9 protein-coding genes and 2 CRISPR repeat arrays (1 of these 11 running past the window's edge) are annotated in these 13,466 nt (G+C 67.9%); of the genes, 8 read left to right on the forward strand and 1 reads right to left on the reverse strand.

Annotated features, from left to right (window positions below; genetic code table 11):
• A CRISPR array of direct repeats spans positions 1–1,409; the repeat unit is 29 nt; unit sequence GGGACCATCCCCGCGTGCGCGGGGAGCAC; it begins 93 nt to the left of the window's first position.
• Between the two features lie 452 nt (positions 1,410–1,861).
• From cas3 to cas2e, 8 genes are read left to right on the forward strand one after another with little or no spacing between them, the layout of a single operon-like run.
• Positions 1,862–4,780 (forward strand): CRISPR-associated helicase Cas3', encoded by a 2,919-nt coding sequence (gene cas3 / locus AB0H21_RS36475; protein ID WP_358526031.1) that lies wholly within the window; start codon positions 1,862–1,864, stop codon positions 4,778–4,780.
• Positions 4,770–6,473 (forward strand): type I-E CRISPR-associated protein Cse1/CasA, encoded by a 1,704-nt coding sequence (gene casA / locus AB0H21_RS36480; protein ID WP_358525984.1) that lies wholly within the window; start codon positions 4,770–4,772, stop codon positions 6,471–6,473. The genes cas3 and casA overlap by 11 nt, the downstream gene beginning before the upstream one ends.
• On the forward strand, positions 6,470–7,126 hold the full coding sequence (gene casB / locus AB0H21_RS36485; protein WP_358525986.1) for a type I-E CRISPR-associated protein Cse2/CasB: 657 nt from the start codon (positions 6,470–6,472) through the stop codon (positions 7,124–7,126). The genes casA and casB overlap by 4 nt, the downstream gene beginning before the upstream one ends.
• A complete protein-coding gene (cas7e, locus tag AB0H21_RS36490; RefSeq protein ID WP_358525988.1) occupies positions 7,123–8,322 on the forward strand; it encodes a type I-E CRISPR-associated protein Cas7/Cse4/CasC in 1,200 nt (399 codons plus the stop codon). The genes casB and cas7e overlap by 4 nt, the downstream gene beginning before the upstream one ends.
• Positions 8,319–9,050, forward strand: a complete 732-nt coding sequence (gene cas5e, locus AB0H21_RS36495; RefSeq protein WP_358525990.1) for a type I-E CRISPR-associated protein Cas5/CasD — start codon at positions 8,319–8,321, stop codon at positions 9,048–9,050. Before cas7e ends, cas5e begins: the two co-directional genes overlap by 4 nt.
• Complete coding sequence (cas6e, locus tag AB0H21_RS36500; protein ID WP_358525992.1) at positions 9,041–9,727, forward strand: type I-E CRISPR-associated protein Cas6/Cse3/CasE; 687 nt, start codon at positions 9,041–9,043, stop codon at positions 9,725–9,727. Before cas5e ends, cas6e begins: the two co-directional genes overlap by 10 nt.
• Before the next feature lie 4 nt (positions 9,728–9,731).
• Positions 9,732–10,700: a type I-E CRISPR-associated endonuclease Cas1e gene (gene cas1e, locus AB0H21_RS36505; protein ID WP_358525994.1), complete on the forward strand. Its 969-nt coding sequence runs from the start codon at positions 9,732–9,734 to the stop codon at positions 10,698–10,700.
• Positions 10,697–11,056, forward strand: coding sequence for a type I-E CRISPR-associated endoribonuclease Cas2e (gene cas2e, locus AB0H21_RS36510; RefSeq protein ID WP_358525995.1), 360 nt, complete (start codon positions 10,697–10,699; stop codon positions 11,054–11,056). The genes cas1e and cas2e overlap by 4 nt, the downstream gene beginning before the upstream one ends.
• A gap of 185 nt (positions 11,057–11,241) precedes the next feature.
• Positions 11,242–12,797: a CRISPR direct-repeat array (repeat unit 27 nt; unit sequence TGCTCCCCGCGCACGCGGGGATGGTCC).
• A 3-nt stretch (positions 12,798–12,800) separates the two neighbouring features.
• Here the strand turns inward: cas2e and AB0H21_RS36515 are convergent.
• Positions 12,801–13,433 carry a hemerythrin domain-containing protein gene (locus AB0H21_RS36515; RefSeq protein WP_358525997.1) on the reverse strand — a complete coding sequence of 211 codons (633 nt, stop codon included), beginning with the start codon at positions 13,431–13,433 and terminating at the stop codon, positions 12,801–12,803.
• Between the last annotated feature and the right edge of the window lie 33 nt (positions 13,434–13,466).

Consider the following 13,466-nt stretch of genomic DNA (forward strand, 5'->3'; position numbering starts at 1 on the left):
TCCACGGGGATCCGCACGATGAACTTGAAGGGACCATCCCCGCGTGCGCGGGGAGCACCGCACCACCGTCACATTCGAGATCCCGCCCAGGGGACCATCCCCGCGTGCGCGGGGAGCACCGCACCACCGTCACATTCGAGATCCCGCCCAGGGGACCATCCCCGCGTGCGCGGGGAGCGCAGGCAGGCTAGCGCTCGACCAGGCCGGCCAATGGGACCATTCCCGCGTGCGCGGGGATCACACTACAACGGCGACACGTTCCCGGTCGCGGCGGGGACCATCCCCGCGTGCGCGGGGAGCACCGGGAACGGTGGGTTTCCCAGGCGGCGCGCCCGGGACCATCCCCGCGTGCGCGGGGAGCACCCGGTGAAGTTCGAGGAGCTCGACTACAACCCGGGACCATCCCCGCGTGCGCGGGGAGCACGCGGAAACCGCGATTTCGTCCCCGTTGCCCCCGGGACCATCCCCGCGTGCCCGGCGTGCGCGGGGAGCACCTGCGACACGATCATCAAGGGCGGCGCCGAGGGGGACCATCCCCGCGTGCGCGGGGAGCACGCGGTTCGCGATCGGACACCTCAGACTGACGCGGGACCATCCCCGCGTGCGCGGGGAGCACGGAGAAGGCGGGCGCCATCTGCCGGTACGTCGGGGACCATCCCCGCGTGCGCGGGGAGCACTTCTCCGCCGTGTTGCCCGCCACGAACGAGATGGGACCATCCCCGCGTGCGCGGGGAGCATCTGGGAGGGAGGGAAATGAGCGTCTTCGAGAAGGGACCATCCCCGCGTGCGCGGGGAGCACGGTCACGATTCGATTACTGAGCCCCGATGATCGGGACCATCCCCGCGTGCGCGGGGAGCACTCTATGAGATCGACCAGTGTTAGGCCGAATCCGGGACCATCCCCGCGTGCGCGGGGAGCACAGCTTTGCAGCCCCGTCCGGGGTGACGTAGCTGGGACCATCCCCGCGTGCGCGGGGAGCACTCGCCCTGACCGTGTCAAGGCAGGCTTCGCGTGGGACCATCCCCGCGTGCGCGGGGAGCACGATGTACTTCTTCACGGTCTCCGCCACTTCCGGGGACCATCCCCGCGTGCGCGGGGAGCACGGCCCGGACGCGGGGGCGTTCTCGGCCGTCCCGGGACCATCCCCGCGTGCGCGGGGAGCACTGCTCGTCCGCCCGGCCCGACCACCACGAGTAGGGACCATCCCCGCGTGCGCGGGGAGCACAGCAGGTGGTGCTGCACGCCACCGCCGACGGGGGGACCATCCCCGCGTGCGCGGGGAGCACAGACTGAGGGTCCTGCCGCTCTGGTCGGGGCGGGGACCATCCCCGCGTGCGCGGGGAGCACCCACTGCGCGCGGCAGTGAGGAACGCCGCGATGGGACCATCCCCGCGTGCGCGGGGAGCACACTGGCTGACCTGCACCGTTGTCGGCCGAGGGGGCGCAGTTTTGGCACTTTCGAAGATTTGGACATTTCGGACGTGTGGTTTCTAGGTGTGATCATTTGACGTCGTGGCGCTGACCCCATCGAGGTTATGTGCCGACGAATGTTCTCGCTATGGGGAATCGGCCTGGTCGAGCGCTAGCTTGCCTGCGTCCGAGGTCGGTGGTGAACCGCCTCATCGCGGTAGCTCGTCTCCTGACTGCTTCGGCGTCATGGCAACGTCTATGGGAGCGCAGTTCCGTCGTGGCGGCGGCATGACGCCATGGCTGTGCCATCCTGGCAAGGGTGTTGGTTCTCTCGCACTTGTGGTGCAAAACTGGACAAAATTAAGCATTCTCTTCTCTCCATATCTCGATTCGATAAGGATCTGTGCATTTGAGATCAGTCCGGCTGTGAGCAAGACCTTAGATGCGGCCATGGGGAATGTGGGTCTTCCCGCTGGTCGCTTCGTGTACGGGCTTTCCCAGGCAGCGCGTTCGGTGTGGGCCAAGCACGATCGGGATGCCGACGGGTGGTTGCCGTTGTGGCGACATCTCGCGGATAGCGGTGCGGTGGCGGGGCTGCTGTGGGATGAGTGGGTTCCGCTGCAGGTACGGCGGCTGATCGCTGAAGAGTTGCCTGCAGGGGACCAGGATGCGCGGCGGCTGGTTGTGTGGCTGGCGATGACTCACGATATCGGCAAGGCGACACCCGCGTTCGCCTGCCAGGTGGAATCGCTCGCCGAGCGTATGCGCGCGGCCGGGCTTGACATGCCGTCCTACAAGCAACTCGTCGACCGCAAGCTTGCGCCGCATGGTCTGGCGGGGCAAGCGCTGCTCCAGGAGTGGCTGGCGGATCGGTATGAGTGGCCGAAAACCCGTGCTCCGCAGTTCACGATCATCGCTGGTGGTCATCACGGTGTGCCGCCCACGAGCAGCGATATTCACGAGCTGAACGCGCATCCGGAGCTATTGCGGACTCCTGGGTGCGCGTCATTATGGCGGAGCGTGCAGTGGGAGATTCTCGATCGTTGTGCGGAGGTGTGCGACGTCAAGGATCGTCTCGGTGACTGGCAGACAGTCAGGCTTTCGCAGCCGGCACAGGTATTGCTAACTGGGCTGGTCATTGTGGCCGACTGGATCGCCAGCAATTCGGACCTGTTTCCGTATTTTCCCGAGTCGGAATCCCGCAGTGACGAAGAGCGGGTCGACGGCGCATGGCAGGGCCTTGATCTGCCCGCCCCGTGGCAGGCCCTCGCCACTGCGAGCGACACGGCTGAGCTGTTTTCCTCACGGTTTGAGCTGCCCGAAGGTGCGCGTATCCGGCCGGTGCAGGAGCAAGCGGTGTCGCTTGCTCGTGCCATGGGATCGGCTGGTCTGATGGTGATCGAGGCTCCCATGGGGGAGGGCAAGACGGAGGCCGCGCTCGCGGTAGCGGAGATCTTCGCCGGTCTGTCGGGAGCCGGTGGTTGTTTTGTCGCGCTGCCGACCATGGCCACGAGCAATGCGATGTTCCCTCGGCTGATTGAGTGGCTGCGTCGGCTCCCCGATGCGGAGGTCGGTCACGGCCCGCGTTCGGTTTTGCTGGCGCATTCCAAGGCGGCGCTGAACGAGGACTATGCCGGGTTGGTGCGCGCCGGGCGGCAGGCTGTGCGCGGTGTGGATTCCGATGGCTCGGAGGGGCGCTGGAGTCAGCGGGGTGACCGCCGAGTCTCGTCTGCCGAGTTGGTCGCGCATCAGTGGCTGCGAGGCAAGAAGAAGGGGATGCTCGCCTCCTTCGTGGTGGGCACGATCGACCAGTTGCTGTTCATGGGCTTGAAGAGCCGGCATCTGGCGCTGCGGCACCTGGCTTTGGCAGGCAAGGTCGTCATCATCGACGAGGCCCACGCCTACGACACGTACATGAACTCGTATCTGGACCGGGTGTTGTCGTGGCTAGGCGCCTATCGCGTGCCGGTGGTGGTGCTGTCGGCCACGTTGCCGACGCGGCGGCGACGCGAGCTGGCCGAGGCGTACGCGGGAGCCTCTCTGGGCGATGCTCGGTTCGATGAGGTGGAGTGCGCGGATGGTTACCCACTGCTGACGGTCGTCGAGCCAGGCCACCGGCCCAATACCGAGACCGTGGCGCCGTCAGGTCGCGAGGTGAAGGTAACCCTCGAGCGACTCACAGACGATCTTGCAGCCCTGGGGGATCGCCTGGCCAAGGAGCTATCCGAAGGCGGCTGCGTCCTAGTGGTCCGGAACACGGTGGACCGCGTGCTGGAGACAGCCGAGTACCTGCGTGAACGGTTCGGTGCCGATAACGTCACAGTGGCGCACGCCCGGTTTCTCGATCTTGACCGCGCGGAGAAGGACGCCGATCTGCTGAGGCGTTTCGGCCCGCCGGACAAGAGCGCCGGGCACCGGCCTTCTAGCGCTCACATCGTGGTGGCCAGTCAGGTGGCGGAGCAATCACTGGACATCGACTTCGATCTCCTGGTGTCCGATCTGTGTCCCGTGGACCTGTTGTTGCAGCGGATGGGGCGGCTGCACCGGCACCGGCGAGGGAAGGGGCAGTGCGAGCGCCCGCTGCCGCTGCGCGAAGCCCGCTGCCTGCTGACCGGCGCCGATTGGGACGCGGTTCCGGTTGAGCCGGTACGCGGCTCACGGCGGATCTACCGGACGCACGCGTTGCTACGTTCGGCGGCCGTACTGGAGCCGTACCTTTCCGGAACGGCCGACACCGGGCATGTCGTGCGGCTTCCTGAGGACATCAGCACGCTCGTCCAGCGCGCGTACGGGGGCGAGCGGGTCGGTCCGGAGGAGTGGCAGGAGGCGATGGACCGCGCGGAGGCCGACCAGGAGGTTCATCGCGCTGACCAGAGGGAGAAGGCGGAGCGGTTCCAGCTCCATGGTGTGGGGAAGGCCGGCCGGGCGCTGATCGGCTGGGTGGATGCCGGGGTGGGCGACGCCGACGATTCCCGGAAGGGCCGTGCGCAGGTCCGCGACAGCAGGGAGACCTTGGAGGTGCTGGTCGTCCAGCGTCGCGCCGACGGGACACTGTCGACGATGCCGCACCTCAGCAGGGGACGCGGCGGGCGTCTGCTGCCTACGGATTCGGTGCCGGAGCCGCGCCTTGCCCGCATCGTGGCGGCGTCCGGCATGCGGCTTCCCTTCCAGTTCTCGATCCCGCAGGTCATGGACCAGGCCATCGAGGAACTGGAGGCCGAGTGCGTCCTGGCGTGGCAGGCCAAGGAGAGCCACTGGCTGGCCGGGGAGCTGATCTTGATGTTCGACGAAAAATGTCGGACCCGGCTGGCAGGCTACGACCTGTATTACTCCGCTGACGATGGGTTGAAGGTGACGCATGCCGAGTGAACCGGCGACCGGGTCCTTCGATCTGACCCGCGCCAAGTGGCTGCCGGTGTTGCGTGAGGACGGTACGGGGGATGTGTTGTCCCTCAGAGAGCTCTTCGAGCAGGCCGGTGGTCTGCGGCGGCTTGTGGGGGATGTTCCCACTCAGGAGTTCGCGCTGCTGCGACTGCTGCTGGCGATTTTGCATGACGCGATCGACGGGCCAGGGGATGTCGAGGAGTGGCAGGAGCTTTGGGATGGCGGGCTGCCGGTCGGACGCATCACGTCGTACCTGGACAAGCACCTGGGGCGGTTCGATCTGCTTCACCCTCAGACGCCGTTCTTCCAGACGGCCGATCTGCGCACGGCCACGGGCGAGTTCACCTCGCTGGATCGCATCGTCGCCGATGTGCCCAACGGGGCACGGTTCTTCACGATGCGGGCCCACGGCACCCCACGGCTCACTTTCGCCGAGGCCGCGCGCTGGCTGGTACACGCGCACACCTTCGACACCTCCGGCATTAAGACCGGAGCCGTGGGCGACCCCCGAGTCAAGGGCGGCAAGGTGTACCCGCAGGGCGTCGCCTGGGCCGGCAACCTGGGCGGGGTGTGTGCCGAGGGCAACAATCTGCGCGAGACGTTGCTGCTCAATCTGATCGCCTTCGACACCGACACGCTGCGCATCGGGCCCGATCCCGACCTTCCGGCCTGGCGGCACGCACCGGCCGGTGCAGGTCAGATGGATCCGGTGGCGTTGAGTCGCCGCCCGGCCGGGGTGCGGGACCTGTACACCTGGCAGTCCCGCCGGGTGCGCTACCTGCACGACGCCGAGGGCGTATACGGGGTCATCCTGGCTTATGGCGATCCATTGGCCCCGCATAACCGGCACGACCGGGAGCCGATGACCGGCTGGCGGCGCAGCGAGGCACAGGAGAAGAAGCTCGGCTTGGCCCAGGTGTATCTGCCGCGTGAGCACGACCCCAGTCGCAGCGCCTGGCGCGGCCTTGGAGCACTGGTCGCCGGGCGCACTCAGTGGAGTGAGCAGCGCGGTGAGGCCGCGCACATCGTCCGGCCTCGCATCCTGGACTGGGTCGCCCGCACGACCGTCGAGGGCGACCTGCCCGCGAACTTCTTGATCAGGGCGCGGCTGTTCGGCGCCGTCTACGGCACTCAGCAGTCGGTCTTCGATGAGGTCATCGACGACGGCGTGACGATGCCTGTGGTGCTGCTGCATCAGCGCGACACCGGCCTGGGCCAGGCCGCCATCGGCGCGGTCAGAGATGCCGAAGACGCGGTGACCGCGCTCGGTGATCTCGCCGCTGACCTCGCCCGCGCCGGGGGAGCGGGATCCGGTCAGACGAAAGAGGCGGCACGCTACGTCGGATTCGCCGCCCTGGATGAGCCCTTCCGCGTCTGGCTTGCGGCGCTTCGCCCCGAGGATGACCCGCACGAGCAGCGCGCCATCTGGCAGACGCAGGTTCACCAGGCCGTCCGCAGGCTGGGCGCCGATCTCGTACGCGAAGCCGGTGATGCCGCCTGGGATGGGCGCGTCATCGAAACCCGCAACGGCCAGAAGCTGTGGCTGAACGCCGCACAAGCCGACCTGACGTTCCTCGCCCGGCTTCGCAGAATGCTCCCTACGGCAGCCGCGAATGGAACGTTACACGATCCGCAGTCCGGTCACAGCGACAAAAGCCACGTGGAGGCACCATCATGACCTCGTCACCCGCCGCCTCCGACCGTAGGCCGACCACCGATGTGATCGGAGAGATCACCGGGGCGTACATCACTGAGCTGCAGCGCGGCTACCTCCAGGACCGGCCGGCCGCGGTCGCGGCACTGGCGCAGCTCAGGCGAGGCGCAGGCAAGGTCCCTGAGGACGTGCCCGAATTGTGGGGTGTGACCGGCACTGAGAACTTGTTTGCCGAGGATGTCGAGCTGCCCGGACACGCGAAGGACAAGGCCGAGGCCGCTCACTTCCTGGCGGTGACCCTGTACGCACTCCACCAGCAGTCCCGGCCTGACAAGGGCATGCACCGGCGACACCGCGACGCCGAACTCGGAGCCGCTGTGCGCCAGTTGATGCCCAATGGGGATATCGACGAGGCCATCCGGCGTCGGTTCGTCCGGGTCGGGACCGCTACCACCCGCGACGCACTTGCCAGTCGGCTGCGCGAGATGATCTCGCTGCTGCGCGGCAAGTCCATTCCGCTCGACTACGCGCTGTTGGCCGGCCAGCTCTATCAGGCGCAGCTCCCGGACGGGATGCGCAAAGTACGCCAGAGCTGGGGCCGTAGCTTCCACGCCTACCGGCCCAGCGCCGCCGCCACGGCCGGCGACGCCGAATCCCCCAAAAAGGACCTGACATGACCCGCACTCGGACGATCCTCGAAGTCCACGCACTGCAGACCGTCCCGCCGAGCTGCCTCAATCGCGACGACACCGGATCACCCAAGACCGCGACTTACGGAGGCGTGCCGCGGGCGCGGGTCTCCAGCCAGGCATGGAAGAGGGCCACCAGGCACGGCTTTCACGACCTGCTGGACCCCAGCGAACTGGGCGTCCGTACCCGTAAGGTCGCCGAACTGCTGGCCGAGCGCATCACGCGTCTGGACGGCTCCATCGAACGGCCGCAAGCGTGGGCACTGGCCGCCGAGGCGATCCAGACCGCGACCGGCTCCAAGATCGAGCCGCCCAAGCGCAAGGCGGACGCCTCCAAGGACAAGCCCGCTCCGGCACCGGAATCGAAGTACCTGATGTTCCTCAGCGCCCATCAACTGGACGGGCTGGCGGAGCTGGCCGTCAAAGCCAACGGCACCGGCACAGGTTTCTTCAAGGACAAGGCGACCAAAGACCTGGCCAAGCAACTGGCCAATAGTCGCCACTCGGTCGACATCGCCTTGTTCGGCCGCATGGTGGCCGACGGCGCGGACATCAACGTCGATGCCGCCGCGCAGGTCGCCCACGCCATCAGCGTGCACCGTGCGGAGAACGAGGCCGATTACTACACCGCCGTGGACGACTACAAGACCCGCGAGACCGACGACCTGGGCGCCGGGATGATCGGCACGGTGGAGTTCAACTCCGCCACCCTGTACCGCTACGCCGCCGTGGACGTCGACCTGCTCGCCCGGAATCTGGGCAAGGGGCTGCGCGATGATGAGCCGCTTACCCAGCCGGTCCGGCGGGCCGCCGAGGCGTTCGTCGAGTGTTTCCTGACCTCACTGCCCACCGGGAAGATCAACACCTTCGGTAACCACACTCTGCCGGAAGCGGTGGTCGTGAAGCTCCGCTCCACGCGGCCGATCAACTTCGTGGGAGCCTTCGAAGAACCGTGCCACACCGATCCCGAGGTCGGCGGCTACATGCGACAGGCCTGCGAACGGCTGGCCGACTACATCCCCGACATCGAGCAGACCTACGGCGTCGCAGAGAACACCCCCTGCTGGACGTTGCGGGTGGGCAAGAACACTCAGGCACTGTCCGGCATCGGCACGCAGCTGTCGCTGCCGGAGCTGGTCAGGACCGTCGGTGCGGAGGTTGCCCGGCGGCAGGACGGCGTATGAGCGTCCTGTTGCTGCAGCTCGCCGGACCGTTGCAGTCCTGGGGAGCCTCCTCGCGGTTCGCCCGGCGCACCACCGAGCCCGCTCCCACCAAAAGCGGGGTGATCGGCCTGCTGGCCGCCGCACAGGGACGCCCCCGCACCGACCTACTGCACGGCTTGGTCGACCTGCGTTTCGGGGTACGCATCGACCAGCCCGGCACGCCGCTGCGCGACTTCCACACCGCCCACAGGTTCACCACCGATGAGGCACTGCCGGTTTCCGAGCGCTTCTACCTCGCCGACGCCGTCTTCGTGGCCGCGGTCGAAAGCGACGACAGCGACCTGATCGAGAACCTGCACCAAGCGGTGCGCAACCCGCACTTTCTGCCTTACCTGGGCCGCCGGTCCTGCCCCCCGGCGCGGCGCATAGATCTTGGAGCCCACCACAACCGCACGCTCAGTGAGGCCCTGCAGCAGGAACCCTGGCTGGCCGCCTCTTGGTACCAGCGGCGCCGCCGCGACCAGGCCACCGTCAGCCTGACGATCCTGGAGGAGGCCACGCCCGCGGACGGGCCGGTGGACACACTCCGCGACCAGCCGATCAGCTTCGACCCCCTGCACCGCCAATACGCGCTGCGCGGTGTGCGCAACCGGTCGTGCAACGTCAACAACCCCGCATTCCGCGCCCCGCGAGCAGCGGTGCCCGACCATGACCCGACGTCCGTCCTGGGAGGCGTGCGATGCATCTGACCCGGTTCCGGTTCAACACCGCACGCATCGGTGCCCGTCGGGTGCTGTCCTCGCCTCAGATGCTGCACGCCGCGGTCATGTCGTCCTTCGCCGAGATCCCTCAGCCCGGCGAGGACGGCGCGCGGGTCCTCTGGCGGATCGACCGCAACAGCAAGGCCGAGACCTACCTGTACTTGGTCAGCCCGGACAAACCCGATCTCACCCACCTGGTGGAGCAAGCCGGCTGGCCGCAGACCGGCGGATGGCAGACCTTCGACTACGGGACGTTCCTGGAACGGCTGACCACCGGGCAGCAGTGGGCGTTTCGGCTCACCGCCAACCCCGTCCACACCGCTCGCCGCAACGACGAGGAGCCCACCAAGCTCACCGCGCACGTCGGCGTACGCCACCAACGAGACTGGCTGCTCAAACGCCAGCAGAACGCGGGCTTTAAAGTGGTGGAAAAGTCACCGGAGCGGCGGCTCGCTCCCCAAGACGAGCATGAACTGATCGTGCACGACCGCCGCCAGCTCTCCTTCAAAAAGAGCGGCCAGCGCCAGCCGGTCACCCTGGTCACCGTAACTTACGACGGACGGCTGGAGATCACCGACGCCGACGCGTTCCGACGTACGCTCGTTCGCGGGCTGGGCAAGGCCAAGGCGTACGGCTGCGGCCTCATGACCTTGGCGGAGGCATAGCCCGTTGAGTACCGTCGGCCGGCGCGGGGCATCCTCACCGCGCGAACTCACCCGCATGGGCGACCGGATCTCCTTCGTCTACCTGGAGCGATGCACCCTCCACCGGGACGACAACGCCATCACCGCCGAAGACGCCGACGGCATCACTCACATCCCCTCCGCGACCATCGGCACCCTGCTACTCGGCCCCGGCACCCGGGTCACCCACCAAGCGATGAGTGTGCTGGGTGACAGCGGCGCGGGCGTGGTCTGGGTCGGCGAGCAAGGAGTGCGCTTCTACTCCGGAGGCCGATCTCTCAACCGCTCCTCCGCGCTGGTCGAAGCCCAGGCCACCAAGTGGGCCAACCGGCGCACCCGATTGGAGGTGGCCCGCCAGATGTACCGTATGCGCTTCCCTGGGGAGGACGTGGCCGGCCTGACCCGGCAGGAACTTCTCGGCCGGGAGGGGCGCCGGGTCAAAGACTGCTACCGCGCTCACGCCGAACGAGTCGGTCTGTCCTGGAACGGCCGCCTCTACCAGCCCGGCGACTTCACCTCCGGCGACCCGGCCAACCAGGCGGTGACCGCAGCCGCCCAATGCATGTACGGCATCGCCCAGACCACCGTCACCGCGCTGGGCTGCGCACCAGGGCTCGGCTTCATCCACTCCGGCCACGAACTGGCCTTCGTCCTGGACATCGCCGACCTGTACAAGACCGAGATCGCGCTACCGATCGCCTTCGACGTGGCCGCCGAGAGCCCAGAGGACGTCGGCTCGCGCACCCGCCGCGCCATACGCGACCACGTCAACAGGGTCGGGCTGCTGCGCAGATGCGTGGAGGACATCAAACGCCTCATCCTCGCCGACGACTCCGCCAGCCGTTCCGTCGCTGACGACGATGCCGACCGCGTCACCTTGCAAAGCGACCATGGCATTCAGGTCGAGTCCGGGCGCAACTACGGTGACGACTACGGGTACGAGGTGGTCTGGTGACGATCATCGTCCTCACCCGCTGCCCCACCGGGCTGCGCGGCTTCCTGACCCGCTGGCTGATGGAGATCTCTCCCGGCGTGTTCATCGGCGGCCCCTCGGCACGCATCCGAGAGGCGCTGTGGGCCGAGGTGCAGCAGTACGCCGACACCGGGCGAGCCCTGCTGGCCTACACCACCAACAACGAGCAAGGCTTCACCTTCGAGACCCACGACCACAAATGGCAGCCGGTCGACCACGAAGGACTCACGCTCATCCGACGCCCCAAAGAGACGCCCGCAATCGCCGCAGCCGCCCCAGCACCTCCTCCCACCGGCTGGAGCAACGCCTCCAAACGCCGCCGCTACCGACAACGCTGAAGACTCGACTGATCGCGCACTGCCCACTCGCTGTTCCTTGGGTGACCTGATGGTCGTTAGATGTTCGAACACATACCCCTATTTAGGCGCTGTAGGGTATTTCCTCCTCTATGCACAGAAGGTTCGATTCTCTGAAAGTAATGAAAACCCCCGTCTACGCCAGGAAGAAGCCCAGGTCAGCGAGTGTGCTCCCCGCGCACGCGGGGATGGTCCGCCCGGCAGCGACTTCAAGGCGCTGGTCAGCAAGTGCTCCCCGCGCACGCGGGGATGGTCCCAGGCCGGGATGTCCCAGCGCGCCCTCGCCGCAGTGCTCCCCGCGCACGCGGGGATGGTCCCTTGGGCGCCCCCAGTTCCGCTCCGCCGAGGATGTGCTCCCCGCGCACGCGGGGATGGTCCAACACGAGCAGCAGCGCAAAAGTGCTCGAGGTGGTGCTCCCCGCGCACGCGGGGATGGTCCCGACTGGAACGTGTCCCTCAGCGCCGCCGGCAAGTGCTCCCCGCGCACGCGGGGATGGTCCCGACGCGAGGCCGGGCGGCGTGCTGGCCATCTCGTGCTCCCCGCGCACGCGGGGATGGTCCCAGTCCGATGGCGCTGGCCGCGACTGCCGGGTCGTGCTCCCCGCGCACGCGGGGATGGTCCCTCGTCGCCTTCGACCCTTCGGGGACGAGCACAGTGCTCCCCGCGCACGCGGGGATGGTCCCCCCAAGACGCTCACGATCCCCTGGATTCACCTGTGCTCCCCGCGCACGCGGGGATGGTCCCGACGGGCAGCGGCCATCCACGTTCGGCGCCGAGTGCTCCCCGCGCACGCGGGGATGGTCCCGGCAGCATCATCTCCAGGGCGTCCGCGAGCGGGTGCTCCCCGCGCACGCGGGGATGGTCCCCGTACACAACGTTTCTTTCCGCACCAAAAGGGGTGCTCCCCGCGCACGCGGGGATGGTCCCGGGTCGAGATGCGAATCTGGGAACCAGACTGAGTGCTCCCCGCGCACGCGGGGATGGTCCCGAGCTGAACAAGCTCCACGTGACGGCCGGTAGGTGCTCCCCGCGCACGCGGGGATGGTCCCAATGTTCGGGCACTCCTGATTAGAGGCTATACGTGCTCCCCGCGCACGCGGGGATGGTCCCGGGTGTGGAAGCGCAAGGACTTCAAGCGGTGGGTGCTCCCCGCGCACGCGGGGCTGGTCCCAAGCCCGGGGCCGCGCGCGGCTCGTGGTGCCCGATGCTCCCCGCGCACGCGGGGATGGTCCCCAGGCAAGTGGGTCACAGCCACCCCGGCAGGGATGCTCCCCGCGCACGCGGGGATGGTCCCGGCGTCACCCATGTGACCACGCCGGGCACTGTATGCTCCCCCGCGCACGCGGGGATGGTCCCGCCGGTACGACAAGGCGATGGACGCGGCCGTGATGCTCCCCGCGCACGCGGGGATGGTCCCAAGAAAGGGACACCCCGTGTTCGGACTCCAGAATGCTCCCCGCGCACACGGGGATGGTCCCTCCTGGACACGTGGGCAAAGCACATCGTCTCTATGCTCCCCGCGCACGCGGGGATGGTCCCCGAGAGCCATCGCATTGTCCGCGCGAAGCACCGTGCTCCCCGCGCACGCGGGGATGGTCCCGAAGATGACCTGGAGGAGCTACTCCGATCATGGTGCTCCCCGCGCACGCGGGGATGGTCCCCGTGCCATAGCCAATTCCGAGGATGCTCTGATGTGCTCCCCGCGCACGCGGGGATGGTCCTTGTTCAGTTTCCGAATACGAGCCGCTGGCGGCGTCGGTGGCCGGGTCTGGACAGGGTCAGCAGCAGGCCGAGGATCGGGCCGGTGATCTTGCGGATGTGCGCCATCTCGTCCGGGTTGGCGTACTGGTCGACCCAGGCGAGTTCGAAGCGCACGTTTTCGCTCCGGAGCGATTTCTCCAGCGCCTTCCAGTCGGCGGCGGAGACGTACTGCTCGATGATCGGAAAGATCCTCAGCTCCTCCTCCTCGATGTGCTCGTCGAGGTGCTCGGACAGCGTGCGGACCGCGGCCTCGAATTCGGAGGCACCGCCCCGGCCGCTCGCGAAGGCCCGCGCCGCCAGGCGGCCTCGGTCGAGCAGGGGGTCGAGTTCGGCATGGTCGTCGGACAGGTCGGTAAGGTCCACGGCGGCGCCCGCCGACCGCTCGATCACCGGCCAGAGGGCCTTGTCCTCCCTGGTGTGGTGGTGGTGGATCATCGCGCAGAGGTCATCTGTGAAGAGGGCGATGGCGGCGGCACGGGTGGCGTCCGCCTGTTGGCGTCCCGCATCGAGGTCCTTGGCCAGCGTGAGGAGCCGGTGCACGTCGCCGCGCATGGCACGGTGGATGATGCGAATCCCTGTCAGGTCGGGGGTGTCCACGGTGGGTCTCCCTGATGTCCGAGTCGGTGTCGA

The sequence above is a fragment of the Sphaerisporangium sp. NPDC051011 genome, from assembly GCF_040653595.1.
Classification (GTDB): Bacteria; Actinomycetota; Actinomycetes; order Streptosporangiales; family Streptosporangiaceae; genus Sphaerisporangium.

Coding starts and splice junctions, on each gene's coding strand:
- cas3 (WP_358526031.1), top strand. CDS start 1,862: ATGGGGAATGTGGGTCTTCCCGCTGGTCGCTTCGTGTACGGGCTTTCC.
- casA (WP_358525984.1), top strand. CDS start 4,770: ATGCCGAGTGAACCGGCGACCGGGTCCTTCGATCTGACCCGCGCCAAG.
- casB (WP_358525986.1), top strand. CDS start 6,470: ATGACCTCGTCACCCGCCGCCTCCGACCGTAGGCCGACCACCGATGTG.
- cas7e (WP_358525988.1), top strand. CDS start 7,123: ATGACCCGCACTCGGACGATCCTCGAAGTCCACGCACTGCAGACCGTC.
- cas5e (WP_358525990.1), top strand. CDS start 8,319: ATGAGCGTCCTGTTGCTGCAGCTCGCCGGACCGTTGCAGTCCTGGGGA.
- cas6e (WP_358525992.1), top strand. CDS start 9,041: ATGCATCTGACCCGGTTCCGGTTCAACACCGCACGCATCGGTGCCCGT.